20 protein-coding genes are annotated in these 16752 nt (G+C 45.2%); 17 read left to right on the plus strand and 3 right to left on the minus strand.

Annotation, left to right across the window (positions count from 1 at the left end; genetic code table 11):
- Nucleotides 1–23: 23 nt before the first annotated feature.
- The 8 genes from rhtB to L1D15_RS18025 all read left to right on the plus strand — a co-directional run bounded on the left by rhtB (nucleotide 24) and on the right by L1D15_RS18025 (nucleotide 7432).
- Complete coding sequence (rhtB, locus tag L1D15_RS17990) at nucleotides 24–641, plus strand: homoserine/homoserine lactone efflux protein (RefSeq protein ID WP_239876601.1); 618 nt, start codon at nucleotides 24–26, stop codon at nucleotides 639–641.
- Between the two features lie 21 nt (nucleotides 642–662).
- Nucleotides 663–1889 (plus strand): HDOD domain-containing protein, encoded by a 1227-nt coding sequence (locus L1D15_RS17995; protein WP_239838984.1) that lies wholly within the window; start codon nucleotides 663–665, stop codon nucleotides 1887–1889.
- A 107-nt stretch (nucleotides 1890–1996) separates the two neighbouring features.
- A complete protein-coding gene (locus L1D15_RS18000; protein WP_239838985.1) occupies nucleotides 1997–2338 on the plus strand; it encodes a metalloregulator ArsR/SmtB family transcription factor in 342 nt (113 codons plus the stop codon).
- Between the two features lie 23 nt (nucleotides 2339–2361).
- Nucleotides 2362–3363 (plus strand): ArsJ-associated glyceraldehyde-3-phosphate dehydrogenase, encoded by a 1002-nt coding sequence (locus L1D15_RS18005; RefSeq protein ID WP_239876602.1) that lies wholly within the window; start codon nucleotides 2362–2364, stop codon nucleotides 3361–3363.
- A gap of 12 nt (nucleotides 3364–3375) precedes the next feature.
- Entirely contained in the window at nucleotides 3376–3867 is a 492-nt protein-coding gene (locus L1D15_RS18010; protein WP_239876603.1) for a cyclin-dependent kinase inhibitor 3 family protein, read from the plus strand.
- Between the two features lie 74 nt (nucleotides 3868–3941).
- Nucleotides 3942–5162 carry an organoarsenical effux MFS transporter ArsJ gene (gene arsJ / locus L1D15_RS18015; RefSeq protein WP_239876604.1) on the plus strand — a complete coding sequence of 407 codons (1221 nt, stop codon included), beginning with the start codon at nucleotides 3942–3944 and terminating at the stop codon, nucleotides 5160–5162.
- Between the two features lie 111 nt (nucleotides 5163–5273).
- Nucleotides 5274–6272 carry an acyltransferase gene (locus L1D15_RS18020; protein WP_239876640.1) on the plus strand — a complete coding sequence of 333 codons (999 nt, stop codon included), beginning with the start codon at nucleotides 5274–5276 and terminating at the stop codon, nucleotides 6270–6272.
- A gap of 182 nt (nucleotides 6273–6454) precedes the next feature.
- Nucleotides 6455–7432 (plus strand): amidohydrolase family protein, encoded by a 978-nt coding sequence (locus L1D15_RS18025; protein ID WP_239876605.1) that lies wholly within the window; start codon nucleotides 6455–6457, stop codon nucleotides 7430–7432.
- A 1-nt stretch (nucleotide 7433) separates the two neighbouring features.
- Here the strand turns inward: L1D15_RS18025 and L1D15_RS18030 are convergent, their stop codons facing one another.
- The gene (locus tag L1D15_RS18030; RefSeq protein WP_239838991.1) at nucleotides 7434–7763 is read right to left on the minus strand and encodes a DUF2500 domain-containing protein; all 330 of its coding nucleotides are present in this window, start codon (nucleotides 7761–7763) and stop codon (nucleotides 7434–7436) included.
- A 307-nt stretch (nucleotides 7764–8070) separates the two neighbouring features.
- Between L1D15_RS18030 and L1D15_RS18035 the strand changes: the two genes are divergently transcribed.
- The 4 genes from L1D15_RS18035 (at nucleotide 8071) to L1D15_RS18050 (ending at nucleotide 10981) form a co-directional block, all read left to right on the plus strand.
- Nucleotides 8071–8436 carry a DUF4145 domain-containing protein gene (locus L1D15_RS18035; protein WP_239838992.1) on the plus strand — a complete coding sequence of 122 codons (366 nt, stop codon included), beginning with the start codon at nucleotides 8071–8073 and terminating at the stop codon, nucleotides 8434–8436.
- 938 nt (nucleotides 8437–9374) lie between these two features.
- Nucleotides 9375–9998, plus strand: a complete 624-nt coding sequence (locus tag L1D15_RS18040) for a lysoplasmalogenase (protein ID WP_239871223.1) — start codon at nucleotides 9375–9377, stop codon at nucleotides 9996–9998.
- Between the two features lie 63 nt (nucleotides 9999–10061).
- Nucleotides 10062–10298, plus strand: coding sequence for a YecH family metal-binding protein (locus L1D15_RS18045; RefSeq protein WP_239871220.1), 237 nt, complete (start codon nucleotides 10062–10064; stop codon nucleotides 10296–10298).
- A gap of 98 nt (nucleotides 10299–10396) precedes the next feature.
- Entirely contained in the window at nucleotides 10397–10981 is a 585-nt protein-coding gene (locus tag L1D15_RS18050; RefSeq protein WP_239871217.1) for a YhgN family NAAT transporter, read from the plus strand.
- A 52-nt stretch (nucleotides 10982–11033) separates the two neighbouring features.
- Here the strand turns inward: L1D15_RS18050 and L1D15_RS18055 are convergent, their stop codons facing one another.
- Together L1D15_RS18055 and rsmD are read right to left on the minus strand one after the other, a co-directional pair.
- Complete coding sequence (locus L1D15_RS18055; RefSeq protein ID WP_239871214.1) at nucleotides 11034–11300, minus strand: DUF1145 domain-containing protein; 267 nt, start codon at nucleotides 11298–11300, stop codon at nucleotides 11034–11036.
- Between the two features lie 12 nt (nucleotides 11301–11312).
- Nucleotides 11313–11912: a 16S rRNA (guanine(966)-N(2))-methyltransferase RsmD gene (gene rsmD, locus L1D15_RS18060; protein ID WP_239876606.1), complete on the minus strand. Its 600-nt coding sequence runs from the start codon at nucleotides 11910–11912 to the stop codon at nucleotides 11313–11315.
- A gap of 210 nt (nucleotides 11913–12122) precedes the next feature.
- Here rsmD and ftsY point away from each other — a divergent pair, with 210 nt between their 5' ends.
- The 5 genes from ftsY (at nucleotide 12123) to glpE (ending at nucleotide 16744) form a co-directional block, all read left to right on the plus strand.
- Nucleotides 12123–13310, plus strand: coding sequence for a signal recognition particle-docking protein FtsY (gene ftsY / locus L1D15_RS18065; protein WP_239876607.1), 1188 nt, complete (start codon nucleotides 12123–12125; stop codon nucleotides 13308–13310).
- Nucleotides 13311–13338: 28 nt separating this feature from the next.
- The gene (ftsE, locus tag L1D15_RS18070; protein WP_239871204.1) at nucleotides 13339–14013 is read left to right on the plus strand and encodes a cell division ATP-binding protein FtsE; all 675 of its coding nucleotides are present in this window, start codon (nucleotides 13339–13341) and stop codon (nucleotides 14011–14013) included.
- Nucleotides 14003–14971 carry a permease-like cell division protein FtsX gene (gene ftsX / locus L1D15_RS18075; RefSeq protein ID WP_239839000.1) on the plus strand — a complete coding sequence of 323 codons (969 nt, stop codon included), beginning with the start codon at nucleotides 14003–14005 and terminating at the stop codon, nucleotides 14969–14971. The genes ftsE and ftsX overlap by 11 nt, the downstream gene beginning before the upstream one ends.
- A 171-nt stretch (nucleotides 14972–15142) precedes the next feature.
- Entirely contained in the window at nucleotides 15143–16000 is an 858-nt protein-coding gene (gene rpoH, locus L1D15_RS18080; protein ID WP_239839001.1) for an RNA polymerase sigma factor RpoH, read from the plus strand.
- Between the two features lie 417 nt (nucleotides 16001–16417).
- Nucleotides 16418–16744: a thiosulfate sulfurtransferase GlpE gene (gene glpE, locus L1D15_RS18085; protein WP_239839002.1), complete on the plus strand. Its 327-nt coding sequence runs from the start codon at nucleotides 16418–16420 to the stop codon at nucleotides 16742–16744.
- Nucleotides 16745–16752 lie beyond the last annotated feature (8 nt).

A 16752-nucleotide genomic window follows, 5' to 3' on the forward strand; every position in this document is an offset into this window, starting at 1 on the left:
ATTTTAGTCGAGAGGAAAACACGATGGATATGCATGTTTGGTTAGCCTATGTCGTTACCGCAGTGGTATTCAGCCTTGCACCAGGTTCAGGCACCGTCAATTCAATCAGTAATGGTTTGAGTTACGGAACTCGTAAATCATTGTCAGCAATAGCGGGGCTTCAGATTGGTCTGGCGTTGCACATTGTGTTGGTTGGGGCCGGGATTGGTGCCTTGGTGGCTCAATCGGCAACAGCCTTTACAGTGATTAAATGGGTGGGTGCGGCGTACTTAGTATGGCTAGGTATTCAGAAGTGGCGTGATACGTCGGGGCTGGCTACCGCTACTGAAGGGCAGAGCCTGTCGGGTAAAACCTTAATGCGCAACGCCGTACTGATTAACCTGACTAACCCTAAATCGATCGTGTTCTTGGTTGCATTATTCCCGCAATTTATTAACCCAGCCAAAGATCAACTGACGCAATTGGCAGTGTTGGGAGTGACGACGGTCGTGATTGATTCGATTGTGATGCTAGGATACACCTCGTTAGCCTCCCAATTGGGGCGTTTTATCCGCTCTGATAAGATTATGAGTAAGATCAACAAGGTATTTGGTTCCATGTTTGTCGGTTGTGGGGCATTATTAGCGGCTACCAAAGCATAGTATTTGGGGATGTAATAGCGAATGCGCGATACCTATGTGGCTCGTCAGCCCATTTTTAACGCCAAAAGACAAACTCTCGGCTATGAATTGTTGTTCCGTGACGGAGAAAACAATGCATACCCAGCTCATGTCGATTCCAACCGTGCAACGTATCGTTTAATTGTTGAGAATTTTCTATCTCTAGGTATGAATCCCGCTTTGCCGCAATCACGCAGTTTTATTAACTTCCCTTATAAGAGCCTGATCCGCCGTTTACCACTTGTGCTGCCTAAAGAGCAGATTGTTGTGGAAGTGTTGGAAACTTGCCCGCCAACGGATGAGTTGTATGAGGCAATCAAAGAGCTCAATTCCTCAGGGTACATCATTGCTTTAGATGACTTTGTATATAGCCCTGAATGGGAGCGCTTTCTGCCGTTCGTGCAGATCATTAAACTTGATATCATGGCGATGGGTTTAGAGGCGGCTTGCGAATTTGTCAAAGAACGGCGCTCACGGGGTATTCGACGTAAATTTCTTGCGGAGCGGGTGGAAACCGAAGAAGAGTTCTTAACCACACGCTCTGCTGGCTTTTCGTTTTTTCAAGGCTTCTTCTTCAGTAAACCTGAAATCATTCGTCAGCAGTACATCAGCCCAGAGCAAGTGATCGCAATGGAGCTGCTCAGTGAGGTGTGCAAGACCAACGTCGATTTTGAAAAGGTCGAAGCGATTGTTGCCAAAGATGTCGCCTTATCTTACAAATTACTTCGCTTTGTCAATACGATGTCGGAGAGGCTCGAAGTCACCATCTCATCGTTTAGGCAAGCTTTGGTGTACCTTGGCGAAGATAAGCTACGTATTTTTGTCTCACTGGCGGTGGCGTCGTTTATCTCCGCTAAAAAGCCTAAAGAGCTATATAACCTTTCCTTACAACGAGCTCAGTTTTGCCAGTTGATGGCGAACGAAAACCCTTTCAGCCAGTTCCGTGAACAGGCGTTTTTGATAGGTCTATTCTCTACTCTAGACGCTTTACTGGATTTATCGCTTGAAGAGTTAGTTCAGCAATTACCTCTTAATCAGGCGATTAAGGTCGCTTTACTTGAGCGCCAAGGGCCTTATGGCATCTTGCTTGGATTGGAAGAGTGCTATGAACGCGCAGACTGGCAGGGTATGCAAGATGCGTGTCAACAGCTCAACCTTTCCGTTGATGATGTCATGCCGCGCATTTCAGAGGCGCAGCGCTGGAGTCAGGATATCAACCGCCTCGTGTAAAGCGGCTTCTCCATTGTGTGAATATTTTATGACAATCTGACAGGGACATTGATCTTCACTTTTATTTAAATAAATATATACGCATATCCGTATATGAGTATGTATAAATGCTGCCACATCAGTTTTTCAAATTATTATCCGACGAAACCCGAGTTCGCTGCCTGATGCTGATAGAACGTGAAGAGTGTTTGTCAGTGGGTGAATTGACTGAAGCGCTGCAGGAAAGCCAGCCGAAAATTTCTCGTCATCTTGCTCAGTTACGATCGAGTGGAATTCTGGTTGACGTTCGTCAGGGCCAATGGGTGTTTTATCGTTTATCCGCAGATTTACCTGGTTGGATGAAAAAACTGATTGATGATCTTGTCGCGTCTAACTGCCTGAAAACAGAGTACCAACAAGATATAGAAAGACTTCATGCTATTCAGGCTCGTCCTGTTTGCTGCCAGTAATTTGAAATAAGAGAGATAGAAAGATGACAGTTAAAGTCGGAATTAACGGTTTTGGTCGTATTGGACGTTTAGCGCTACGGGCGGCGTTTGATTGGGAAGAGCTGGAGTTTGTCCAAATCAATGATGTGGCGGGTGATGCCGCAACACTCGCACACCTGCTGGAGTTTGATTCAGTTCAAGGACGTTGGAATCACGAAGTCAAAGCGGAAGGCGATAACATTTTGATTAACGGTCAGGTTATCAAAACGACGCAAGAGAAAGACATTGATGCTATCGACTGGTCTGGTTGTGACGTCGTGATCGAAGCGACCGGCAAACACCGTAAAACCTCGCTTCTTAACAAGTATCTAGCTCAAGGTGTGAAACGAGTCGTGGTTTCTGCGCCGGTTAAAGAGGAAGGTGTGGCGAACATTGTGGTGGGTGTGAATGATCATATCTTTGACCCTGCAGCACATCAGATTGTTACGGCAGCGTCTTGTACGACTAACTGTATTGCGCCAGTGGTTAAAGTGATTCATGAGAAATTAGGTATCGCGCAGTCTTCTTTTACCACTATCCATGACCTGACCAACACGCAAACTATTCTTGATGCGCCACATAAAGATTTGCGCCGTGCGCGTGCGTGTGGCATGAGCCTTATCCCGACAACGACCGGCAGTGCAACAGCGATTGTGGAGATCTTCCCAGATCTGAAAGGCAAGATTAACGGCCATGCGGTGCGCGTTCCTCTGGCTAACGCGTCACTCACAGACATCATCTTTGATGTGAAACGTGATACCACAGCGGAAGAAGTGAATGCGTTGCTTAAAGAGGCATCACAAGGTGAATTGAACGGTATTCTTGGTTTTGAAGAGCGTCCATTGGTTTCGATTGACTATAAAGGCGACCAACGTTCAACCATCGTTGATGCCCAGTCGACTATGGTGGTAGGTAACCGCATGGTGAAAATCTACGCTTGGTACGACAATGAAATGGGCTACGCAACACGTACCGCTGAGTTGGTACGTAAAGTGGGCTTGGCATAAGGAGTAATTGAGATGACACATCCGACTTGGCAATTGGACCTTGAGCAAGGTGCGTTAGTACTTACTCCTTGTCCAGGTACTAAAGGTGTTGATCTGGAAGCTTCGCTTGTTCAGCTAAAAGAGCAAGGTGTCGAAGCGATAGTGACGGCTCTAGATAACACAGAATTAGAGAACAAAGGCGTTGCTCAGCTTGGTGAAGCGACAGAAAAACTAGGTATGCAGTGGTTTCAGATTGAAATTGAAGATGACTGCGCACCGGGTGATGATTTCGCCGTGAAATGGCAGCAAGCCAGCTCTGCTCTGCATCAGGTTGTCGATAATGGCGGTAAAGTTGCGATGCATTGCATGGGCGGGTCAGGTCGTACGGGCCTGTTGGCGGCACATCTGCTGTTAGAAAAACAGTGGTCGCTGAGCGACATTGTCAAAGAGGTTCAAGCTCTACGTCCGGGTGCCTTTACCAAACCTGTTCAGGTTGATTACATCAACGCAGTCGCGACGAAATAATCCCTTGAGGAGCTTTTGGATCATAGGTGTCGGAAAGCTCCCATCGCTGTACATAAGAGAAAATTGGGTACTCTATGATCGCAAATCTGAGTAAGAGTGTGCGTCAATATATGCTGGTGACGTTCAATTACTGGAATTTCACCATTACTGACAGCGCGTTGAGAATGCTGGTGGTGCTGTATTTCCATGATCTGGGTTACAGCACGTTAGAAATCGCATCCCTGTTTTTGTTCTACGAGTTCTTTGGTGTGGTAACCAACTTGATTGGTGGTTGGCTTGGCGCGAGGCTTGGCTTAAACAAAACCATGAACCTTGGACTGGCGATGCAGATAGTGGCACTGGCGATGCTGGCAGTTCCCAATGTCTGGCTGACCATACCTTGGGTGATGCTGGCTCAGGCGTTGTCTGGTATTGCCAAAGATCTCAATAAGATGAGTGCCAAAAGTTCCATCAAGGCACTGGTGCCTGATGAGCAGCAAGGCGCTTTGTATAAGTGGGTCGCGATTCTGACGGGGTCTAAAAATGCCCTTAAAGGTGTTGGCTTCTTCATCGGTGGTTTACTGCTGTCTCTGATAGGCTTTAAGTATGCGGTGCTGCTAATGGCGGGTGTGTTGACACTGGTTCTGATCGGCAGCTTAATCGGCCTTGAAAGTGATTTGGGTAAAGCCAAAAACAAGCCTAAGTTCAGCCAGATTTTTTCTAAGTCGAGTTCAATCAATATCTTGTCTGCAGCACGTATGTTCCTGTTTGGGGCACGAGATGTTTGGTTTGTTGTCGCTCTACCTATCTATCTGGGCAGCGTGTTTGGCTGGGATCATCTTTGGGTTGGCGGCTTTTTAGCAACTTGGGTGATTGCCTATGGTTTTGTCCAAGGTTTTGCCCCTAAGATCACCGGTAAAGCACAAGGTAAAGTCCCTGACGGCAGTGCAGCGCTGATGTGGGCTGGCTTGTTGGCAGTGATCACCGCAGGAATTGCTTACGCAGTGCAAATTGGCTGGCAACCTCAGTTGGTTATCGTAGTTGGACTCTTGATTTTTGGCGCGGTATTTGCGGTTAACTCATCCCTGCATTCTTATCTGATCGTCAGCTATGCCAAAGGGGATGGCGTATCACTGGATGTCGGCTTCTACTATATGGCAAATGCCATGGGGCGCTTAATTGGTACAGTGCTGTCAGGCTGGATATTTCAGGTTGCGGGTTTGGCCGCGTGCTTATGGGTTTCCTTTGTATTTCTTGCGCTGACTACCCTGATTTCCATCAAGCTGCCTAAGGTGAGCAATCCCGCAACTGCTTAAATTAAGAACAATTTCATGACTAAAAGTTGACCAAGGTTACACCGTGGTCAACTTTTTTATTGCTATCTTCAATAAGTTAATCAATGAAGGTGGCTATATGAGAAATGGGTACTGTTCTTCGATTTGCTGCGATGTGTCGCTGCTGTGGCGGTTATCGCAATTCATGTTCTTGCCCCCTATCGACAGGAATTAGGCAGTATTCCTTTCTCTGAATGGGCCACCGCAATCGGTATAAATAGCATAAGTCGTTGGGCTGTCCCTGTGTTTATTTTGATCACCGGAGCGTTGATGTTCAGTGATACCCGGCCATTTGATGCCAAATACTACGTCAAACGTCGATTAGGCAAAGTTTTGGTGCCGTTTATTGTTTGGTCGCTGTTCTATGCGTATCTTTCGGGGTGGAGCTTGAACGGTTTTAATCCTGAAGAAACCAAGCAAGTGCTTGCCAATAGTGCTTTTCACGCCACTTATTATCATCTCGGTTTCTTCTACTACTTCATTCCTTTGTATTTCGTCATTCCGTTTTTTCAATATGTGATCAGGCAGTATGGTGATAGCTCGTTGTATTCCTATGTAGTGATTTGGTTGGTGACGACCTTACTGTTTTTAATCGGTATTGATGGGCCTTGGAGTCATCAAATGTGGCTCTACAGCGGCTATTTACCTCTAGGGTACTTGCTGTATAAAAGAGTGCCTCTGACTTCGCCTTATGTCGCCATGTTCGCGGTCGTGGGAATAGGGGCTCTTATCATGACGGGATACGCGGTCATCACCAACAGTGTTGAAGCACAAGAATATACCGTAGGGCGATGGCTGTCGTATAAGACACTCAATGTGGTACTGGCTGCGAGCATGATTTTCATGTTATGTCGTTATGTTGGTGAAAACTTGCCTGATAAGGCCAACAAAGTGATCGGCTTCATTAGCCAACACAGTCTTGGCATTTACATTCTCCATCCGATCTTTCTCTGGCCAATGAAAGAGTATGGCTGGTACCAAGGCCACCCCGCTTGGGTGATTCCTGTGTGGATTGTCTTGAGCGGTTCTGGTGCGCTAGTGATGAGTTGGATGGTGTCTAAATCCCGACGTACTCGCTGGTTGTTGCCTTAGTATTGCTGTCAGCTAGTCGCCATTGATTGGTGCTCGCTTATATTTCCAAAACCGTAACCGATTAAATTAAAAAGGTTTATGTCTAAAACATGGCATGAATCTGCCTGAATCATCAGGTTAATTGTTATATTGAATACTTAATCGCTGTGAGGTGAGCGGTAATACTCGTTCAGGAAGGGAATATGAACAGAAAATGGTTAGCGAGCTTAATGTTGTCAGTAGCCCCATTTGCCTACGGGTATGACGGCGGTTTTAATGATGCCGAGATCCATTATGTTGATTTTTTTCAGCGTACCGATGGCATCAAATATCTGGTGCATAAGATGGATCAAAGCAACATTGAACATGCGTTTGTAATGGGTCTGCCGATTATGAAAAAGTGGAATGCTCACGATCCTGTCGCACCACGTTATGAATTTGGCGATGACTCACCCGTCTATTACTACTCACGGACTGATGAGATTCTCTATCGAGCACTGAAAGACTCGCCGCATCAAGAGCGACTGTTTCCTTTTATTACCGGCTTTAACCCCACGGATATGTTCGCAGCGGAACAAGTCGAACAGATGATTGAAAGCGACCCCGGTTTCTGGAAAGGAATTGGTGAGATTCTGACTCGTCATGATGGCTTGTCTGCGCTGACATTAGGCGAACAAGCCAGAGCCAATCATCCTGCTTTGATGAAGGTGTATCAGGTTGCGGCGAAGCACAAAATGCCGGTGATTCTACACACCAATATCACGTCTGAGCGAGAAACGCACCCGTTGTACAAGCATGAGCTGGTGGAGGCGTTAGAAGAAAACAGCAAAACCAACTTTATCTGGGCGCACGCGGGGACGAGTTCGACACTGCTACGACGTCAGAATCTGTCGTTTCTCATCGATGAAGTCAGCGAGCTGCTGGATGATTACGATAATCTCTACATCTTGGCATCTTGGAGCTTGCGCGATGTGATACTGGCGAGCCCTGAATCAAAGAAAGAGTGGGTGGCGTTGATTAAAGAGTATCCCGATCGTTTCATGATTGGCTCTGATGTTGTAGGTCGCTTTAAAATTACGGGTGAAGTGTTATCTCGTTGGGATAAAGTATTGGAAGCGCTGCCGGATGACGTGGCCGAAAGCATGGCGAAAAACAACATGCTCAAGATGGTGAAGCGCTAGGTTAGCGCTTCATGGCAAAATGGATAAATTTATCACCTTGGTAGGTCAGTGTGCCTTTATCGCCAGGGTTTAAAGCGTGGAAATAATGAATGCCAACCTGAAACTCACGCTTTGGCCCTAAACGCCCTTTCTGTACGTAGATCCAATACTCCTGATCCTCTTGTCCTGGTTGAGTATCCTGAATATCTATCGACTGTTTATCCAGTACAGTCACATCTGCGGTTTGTTCTGGCGCATCTTCTCCTTGAATATGTCGACGATAGAATCGACTAAACGCCCAGCCGCTGGCTATAACAAACACGATAATAGCGATAAATAACGTTAATGGCATTGTCGCTCTCCCCAAAAAGCCGATGGGTTATTTTAGTGCTAATTTGGACTCAAGTTGGGGCTTTGAACACAACTGTGAGCCTCTGTTGTTGTCCTTTGTATCATTCTTCGAGACACATCACACGCTAGTAGTAATTTTGTCATTATGCTGATAAGGCTAGTCGTTGATTCCTTTACATTAATTTACTTGCAAAGGACAGTGAAAATGGGGCTATATAGTAGGTAATGAGACAGATTGTTATTGACTAAACTACTGGTTGGAAGAAGCCAGTTTCACCCCTTAGACTTACTAGTGATGGAGGGAAGCCATGTCTGATATCGAACAAGTGGTGACAAGGACACGTAAAATTGAAAAGCTGCTTCGCACGCAATATCACGCTGAAGGAAAGGGATTGCATCAGTTGATCACCAGCTGTGAAGAGCGATTACCGCATGATGTGATCGATAAGCTGCGCTATATCGCTACCATCCGAAATAAAATTGTACATGAAGAAGATTATAAATTAGAAAGCAGTCATGACTTTCTCTCTGTGTGTGATCAGTGTGAAAAAGAGCTCACGCCACGTAGTAGTCGCTTTATCTGGCGAGCTGCGATCACACTCATGACGCTGATTACCTTGGCTGCGCTATTTTTCTATTATGCGCACTGGGATATTTTGTCTAAACACTTATAACAAAAGCCTTAAAAGATAAGGTTTTAGCTAAATAGTTAAACTTAGAAATCCGTTGGATTTATAAGCGGGTTTTGTGTGAAAAATCTGCTGAATAACAAAAAGGGACGCTAAAGCGTCCCTTTTTGTTTTTGTATGTATGACTTAGTACATCATCGGCAGTGTCATGAGGCCAACAACAACCGCGATCATTACAAGTCCTTGTTTTTGTGAAGAAGTAATCATAACTCTGCTCCTATTTAGTGATGTTTAACTGTATGTAATTTAGAATAGCAGTATTTTTGTGCTTTGATCAAGTTTTTATTTTTCTAAGCCTTAAAAGTTTAATTTGTAAATCGATAAAATGATGGTTTTTAGTGGTTTTTTCACTGTGATTTCTATGCTTTTTACTCTGATTTAAAAGTGTTCTGTTCGTTGTGTTTTTGTTTTAAGTTGTTGATTTTAAGGTTTTTAATTATTGTTTGTTGTTTGTTAATTTAAAGAGATTGTTGTTTTTACAATAAAATTGGATTGTAAGTGTCATTGTCGGGTTAAATTGATAGTTATAGGCTTGGTGTTTCTTTAGATGAGAGTGATTCTCTATTGGGCTAAGTCTTAGTCCCCTTTTATAGACCGAAACTTTTAAGCTTTAAATGGCTAACCTTATGGTTTTGTTTTTATCTATTTGATTTTTTTTGTGTTTTTTTCTTTCTTTAAAGTGACCTGTTAGTTTTTTTAGGTTTGTTGTTGGCTAGGTGTTCAATTTGCTAAAAAGTCGGATTTCTATAACCTGAATGAGCAGCGAAGGCATAGAAGAATGGAGTGGTAGGTTTAAACCGCTAGTTTAATACTGGCAAAGTCAGTATTTCAGAAGCCAATCAAGATCCAAGTTTTGCTTTCCATTTCTGGACATCTTTATCTGCCTGCCTACACTGGCGACTCAGTTTAAAAGAGGTGGACCCATGTGGAGCTGGCTTTCAGTCGCGCTATCAGGATTTATTAGTATTTCTGCTAATGAAAGCAACCAGAACAAACAAGCGGTCGTGTTTAAAACATTGTCGTTAGCTATGCTCGTCGTCATGCTCTGGAGTCAGAGTGATGCGATTGGTATATCGGTCTGGTGGGTGACCCTAGGGTTGTTGGTATCCATGTTGGCTGATGGCCTTTATATCTATAAGCGACATCAAAAGCTGTGCTTTGCTGCGTTTGTTGGGGCTCAGCTTTGCTATAGCACCTCTTTTTGGCTCCAATTATCCGGTGAGATAGTCTGGTGGCTTCCTGCTATGCTGCTGGCGATTGGTATAGTGGTATTTTTCCTAATGCTACCTAAAATTGATCGTCTGATCTTTCCGGTTGTGATAATGGGCATGATGCTGTTGCAGCTCAACTGGGCTGCGGGTGAAGTCTGGTTATTGACTGGTACCTTGGCTAGCCTATTAGGTTTCTTTGGAACTCTGACACTTACTTTATCAGCAGGGCTTCTTGCCGTGCATGATTACAAACACTCCATTCACTATGGTCGGTATCTTATTTCGGGTAGCTATCTGTTGGCGCACTCACTGGTTACCGCTTCGTTGATTATTTGAAATCAAAGTTGACTTGATAGTCTCAGGTTATGCTCATTCCACTGATCATAAGTGGAGAAAGTTATGTCTAATGAAATACACGCACATCAAGTTCTAAACTTACTGCATGAACGACCAATGGCAATGCAGGAATTACGCGAGGCTGTTTGCGCTGCATTTGGTGAGCAAGCAAAGTTCCACACTTGTAAGCTGGATGGGTTGGATCTGGACGCATTGATGGCCTTTTTTATCGAGCGAGAGAAAATTGTTGCGGTGGGTGATAAGTGGGCGTTGAACTTAGAGCGTGTTTGCAGCCATTAAAAACTCTGCTTTTGGCCTCCAAATTGTCCAACTGTGTTGATATACTTCGCCGACTTTTTGCTCTGCTGTTGAGAATCTTTGGCTTTGGAGGCTAATTCATGGAAATTCTTTCTGCCGCAACCATGTTGTTCCTTATCATGGATCCGCTTGGCAATCTTCCTATCGTCCTTTCTATTCTCAAGCATCTTGACCCAAAACGCAGACGCAAGGTGCTTGTTCGTGAGCTGTGTTTTGCGTTGATCATTCTCATGCTATTCCTATTTGCAGGTAAGGCGATTCTGAGCTTCCTTCATGTTGAACCAGAAACGCTGAGTATCTCTGGTGGCATCATTCTGTTCATCATTGCGATTAAGATGATCTTCCCAAGTGCGGGCAGCATTACAGGCCTTGCGGCGGGTGAAGAGCCATTTATTGTCCCTATGGCCATTCCTATGATCGCTGGACCATCGGTGATTGCTGCATTGCTACTTCTGTCGACACAGCACCCGGACAAATTGCTTGAGCTGTCTGGCGCTGTCTTGCTGGCGTGGGGAGCGACCTTCTTTATTTTGATGTTTTATAACTTTTTCCACCGTATTTTAGGTGAGCGTGGTCTGAAGGCGATAGAACGCTTGATGGGGCTGCTGCTAGTGATGATTTCCACCCAGATGTTCCTAAACGGAGTTAAGGGTTACCTGAGTTAAAACAAGAACGCCGCTTATTATGAGCGGCGTTCTTATATTAGAGATGGTGATCTTACATCATGTACTTGCGACGAATATCGAGCAGGGCGAAAATGCCGAAAATTAGAATCGACCATTTTTCCCAACTGGTCATCTTAATCTTGTCACCAAACGCGCCGATAAAGATGGCTGATTGCAGGCCATGCATGATGAACAGGAAAGCCGTCATGATGTAAAGCGCAATCGCCGCTTTGCCCGGAAAGGGCATAAAGAAGTTCAGGATCAGGATGAACCACACAAAGCCAATCGCGGCTTTGGCCAGTAAAAGTAGAGCTTTCATGAGACTTCCTTTTTAGTCTTGTTGTCTTTCAAATAATCGGTAACTGACTTGGCCTGCCGTTTTTTCTCGGTGTAGGTGCCAGTTGGCTGGAATGCCTTCCAACTCAAGTTCTTTCTCAGTTTCAATGTAAATCATGGCATCGTTGGCCAACCAGCCATTACTTTCCAGCAAAGTGACGGTTTGTTCCAGCAAGCCTTTACGAAATGGTGGATCGATAAATACCACATGATGCGGTGCCCCAGCTTGTTGGAGAAAGCTTAACGCATCGCTGTTAATCGCGGTCAGGTTATCTGAATTAAGAGCCGCAATGTTTTTTTCTAACTGCTTGAATGCATTTGGGTTGAGCTCGATCATGGTGACACTATCAGCCTGACGCGAAGCCGCTTCAAAGCCTAATCCGCCGGAACCGGCAAACAAGTCGAGGCATTTTGCTTGAGGCACATCCTGAGCCAACCAGTTGAAAAGGGTTTCTTTTACACGATCGGTTGTCGGGCGCAGCCCTTCTGCATCATGAACAGGCAGTTTTCTCCCTCTCCATAAGCCGCTAATAATTCGAACAAAGCCTGTTGAAGGCTTTTTTTGTGATGTGTTTTGCTGGCGACGCCGTACCATAGATTTTTTGACCGCTAATAAAGTGATACTATACCCAGTCGCTCAGTGAGTTCATCCTGAGTACAGCCCAAATTTTGTTGATGACAAAGTGTATACCATCGTTATAACGCTGGAAACTTTTCACTCTGTTGTCATGTTTCTTTTCTTAACCGGGGCAATACCTCGGCGAAAAGTGTCAGAATAAATTAAGACAATCTAGGATATCCCCAGATGACGGAAAAAAAGAAGCGCGGATTACTTTCTTGGCTTGGCTTCGGTGACGAGGAACAACAAGCTAAGCAAGCTGCTGAAGAAACCCAATCGGACATTATTGAGGAAGTCGCAGCAGAGGCGCAAACCGTTGACGAAGCACAGTCAGAACCTCAGGCTGACTTAGCAGAAGCAGAAGCAGAAGCAGAAGCAGAAGCAGAAGCAGAAGCAGAAGCAGAAGCAGAATCGCCACAAGAACCTCGTGTGAGTGAGCAAGACAAGCCAAGCGAAAGCTTTTTTGCTCGCTTAAAGCGCAGCTTGGCGCGCACCAAAGCGAATATTGGGGCGGGCTTCTTTGGTCTATTCAAAGGCAAGCAAATTGATGATGAGCTGTTCGAAGAACTGGAAGAGCAGTTGTTGATTGCGGATGTCGGTATGGATACCACGATGAAAATCATCGACAGCCTGACTGAAAAAGCTTCGTGTCAGGATTTGAAAGACGGTGAAGCACTGTATGGCCTGTTAAAAGAAGAGATGGCAGGCATTCTCTCGACCGTTGAAAAACCACTTGAAATTGATACCAATAAAACCCCTTACGTTATCCTGATGGTTGGCGTGAATGGTGTTGGTAAAACGACAACGATCGGTAAGCTGGCTAAGCAATTCCAATCACAAGGTAAAAAAGTCATGCTGGCTGCAGGTGATACCTTCCGTGCTGCGGCTGTCGAACAGCTTCAAGTATGGGGTGATCGCAACCAGGTGCCTGTTGTGGCGCAGCATACAGGTGCAGACAGTGCATCGGTTATTTATGACGCCATTGAGTCTGCAAAAGCCAAAGGTGTTGATGTGGTGATTGCCGATACTGCGGGGCGTCTACAAAACAAAGCCAACCTGATGGAAGAGCTGCGCAAGATTGTCCGTGTTATGAAGAAAGTGGATGACTCAGCACCGCATGAAATCATGCTGACACTGGATGCGGGCACGGGCCAAAATGCGATTAGTCAGGCAAAACTGTTCAGTGACGTAGCGCCACTGACTGGCATTACCTTAACCAAGCTTGATGGTACCGCAAAAGGTGGCGTTATCTTTGCCTTGGCCGATCAGTTCCAGATCCCAATCCGTTATATTGGTGTGGGTGAAGGTATTGACGATCTGCGCCCATTTGAAACTCAGGAATTTATTGACGCATTATTCAGCCGCGAAGACTAATCAGTAGCTCAGGTAAGAGGAACGACGAGTGATAAAGTTTCAGCAAGTAAGTAAAGCGTACCGCGGCGGCAAGCAGGCGCTGCAAAAGGTGGACTTCCACCTACGTCGAGGAGAGATGGCCTTTCTCGGTGGCCACTCTGGGGCGGGGAAAAGTACTTTGCTCAAGTTGATTTGTGCTATTGAGCGTCCGACGGATGGCAAAATCAGCTTCAACGATCACGATATCACTCGTATTCCAAATAAAGACATTCCTTTCTTGCGTCGCAACATAGGCATTGTTTTTCAGGACCACCGCTTACTGATGGATCGCTCGGTATTTGATAATGTCGCGTTGCCAATGCGCATTGAATCCATCTCTGAGAATGAAATTAAACGACGTGTATCTGCGGCACTGGACAAGACAGGGTTATTGGACAAAGCAAAGTGTTTACCGAGTCAGCTATCTGGTGGTGAGCAGCAACGTGTTGGCATTGCTCGAGCCGTAGTAAACCGGCCAACGCTGCTGTTGGCGGATGAACCCACGGGTAACTTGGATCCGGATCTATCAAACCGAGTGATTAAATTATTTGAAGAGTTTAACCGAGCGGGTGTCACCATTTTACTGGCAACGCACGATATTGGGTTGGTTAATACTCGCCCGCAATATCGTCATCTAGAGCTGAACCAAGGCTTCCTGAGTGAGGTAGAAGATTATGGCTGCTAACGTGCGTAATAAGAAGGCGACTAAAAGTCGTCCCCAGAATCGAGTGAAGCGCGATAGTTTTTTTACCGTGCATTTCAAACAGGCGAAAGCTTCGTTCTCGATGATGTGGTCTCGTCCTTTAGGGAATATTCTTACTTTAGCAGTGATCTCCATGGCATTAGCTATGCCAGCGGTCATGTATTTGCTGGGAAAAAATTTGGCCGTGGCTTCTACTAATGTTACCAGCCCATCAAAAGTGAGTGGCTATATTGAGGAGCAAACGCCGGAAGCACGCGTTATGGTGCTCAAAGACCAGCTAGAAAGTATGGATGAGGTGGCCAAGGTGGAATACATTTCTCCTCAGCAAGGTCTGGAAGATTTAAGCCAATACTCAGGATTTAACCATGCCCTTTCACTCTTAGACGACTATGCGCTACCGGGTGTGTTGATCATCACGCCAAGTGTTGAAGATAACGAGAAGATCAAGCAATTGGCGGCGACGATTGCCAAGGAAGAAGAAGTGACGGACGTTCGTCTTGATGAAGATTGGTTAACCCGCTTAGATGCGATCAAGAATTTAGTCAGTGGTATTGTGATCACTCTGTCTGTACTGATGCTGGGATCGGTGTTTCTCATTGTGGGCAACACGTTGCGCTTTAACGTGCTTGCGAATAAAGAAGAAATTCAGACCATGAAACTGATCGGTGCGACTAACCGCTTTATTTTACGCCCTTATCTTTATTCTGGGATGTGGTTTGGCTTATTGGGCGCATTCACTGCTTGGGTCATGACCGCTATTATTACCGTAGTTCTGAACAGTAGCGTCGAACAACTGGCTCTGCTGTACGATAGTCGTTTCCGCCTGATTGGACTAAGCTGGGATGAAAGTTTGTTGCTATTGATGCTTGGTACATTCCTTGGATGCTTGGCTGCGAAAGTGTCAGCGCAGCGCCACTTGAAAGAAATTGAACCTGTCTAAATAGCAAATGTCTTACTCTTACTTGAAAAAGTACACGCTACCGTGTACTTTTTTACTTGTATAGCTGAAAGGTTTATGCATAATAACTTTCCCTGCTTGAATCTTGTTCATTTTAGGTTCAAGATTGTTGGGTTAAAACTTACTCCAGATCAGATATTGATGAGGAATTGAATGACTAACCAAGCGTATCCAATGGCTGTAGTGACACAAGATAGCTTAGATAGCTATATCCGCACAGTGAATGGCTATCCAATGCTAACTGCTGAAGAGGAACGTGAACTGGCTGAGCGACTACACTATGATGGCGAAATTGAAGCGGCAAAGGGCCTGATTCTTTCGCATTTACGTTTTGTAGTGCACGTAGCTCGTGGTTACTCTGGCTATGGTCTGCCCATGGCGGATCTGGTACAGGAAGGTAATATCGGCTTGATGAAAGCAGTAAAACGCTTTAATCCAGAAGTCGGCGTACGTTTGGTCTCATTTGCAGTGCACTGGATTAAGGCTGAAATTCATGAATACGTACTGCGTAACTGGCGTATTGTGAAAATAGCGACCACCAAAGCGCAACGTAAATTGTTCTTCAATCTACGTAAGTCTAAAAAGCGTCTTGGTTGGTTCAATAACGGTGAAGTGGAAACTGTTGCAAAAGAGCTGGGTGTGGAGCCATCTGAAGTGCGCGAGATGGAATCTCGTCTAGCCGCTCAAGATGCCGCTTTCGAAATGCAGAACGATGATGATGATTCAGGCGTATCTTACTCGGCACCTATGCTATACCTCGAAGATAAAGCCTCGGATGTGGCTGACAATGTTGAGGCAGCTAACTGGGAAGCTCATACCAATAACCGTTTAAGCTTAGCATTATCTAGCCTTGACGAACGCAGCCAGCATATTGTTCGTTCTCGTTGGCTGGAAGATAACAAGTCTACGTTACAGGAGTTGGCAGAAACCTACAGTGTGTCAGCAGAACGTATCCGCCAGTTAGAAAAGAATGCCATGAAAAAACTCAAAGCGGCAGTCGGCGACTTCTAACTTTTAGTTAAAGAAAAAATTCAAAAAAGCCGAGATCGAATGATCTCGGCTTTTTCAGTCTCTGGGATCCAGAAATTATCTATTTCTCTCTTTTTATGGATCGAATTTTGCCGTGTTGCCTGTGGGTAACTCTGTGATAAATTTCTTTGCTATATGTCAGAAAGGCGGGTGAATAAAGGTGTCAGGAGTAATGAGCCTATGGGGATACTTTTACTTTTACACACAAAAAAATAAGGATCATCACTACATATTGTGGATCCAGAATTGTAAAACTACTTTATCAACGTAATTCACAGCTTTATCCACAAACGGTGAATAAATGATCGCAAGTGGATAACCCTACAGCTGCGGTGTACTTGTTAACCACTGGATAGGTTACAATGACAATCAACAATGATTCTTTTCAAGAGACAGCAAATGGACCAGTTTCAACACATTGATGTCGCAGGGGCGCAGGCATTGCTGGAGCAAGGTGACGCTCGCCTTGTCGACATTCGCGATCCGCAGTCTTTCGCTGTGGCTCACCCACAGGCTGCATACCATCTAACGAATGACACGATTGTTCAACTTATGGATGAAGTGGAGTTTGAGCAACCTATTCTAGTGATGTGCTACCACGGCATTAGCAGCCAAGGCGCAGCACAATATTTGGTTAACCAAGGCTTTGAGCAGGTGTATAGTGTGGATGGAGGCTTTGAAGCTTGGCAACGCGCTGATTTGCCTATTGAATCTCACATGCCATAGGAACCGCT

The organism is Vibrio sp. Isolate25, from assembly GCF_022398025.1.
Lineage (GTDB): Bacteria > Pseudomonadota > Gammaproteobacteria > Enterobacterales > Vibrionaceae > Vibrio > Vibrio coralliilyticus_A.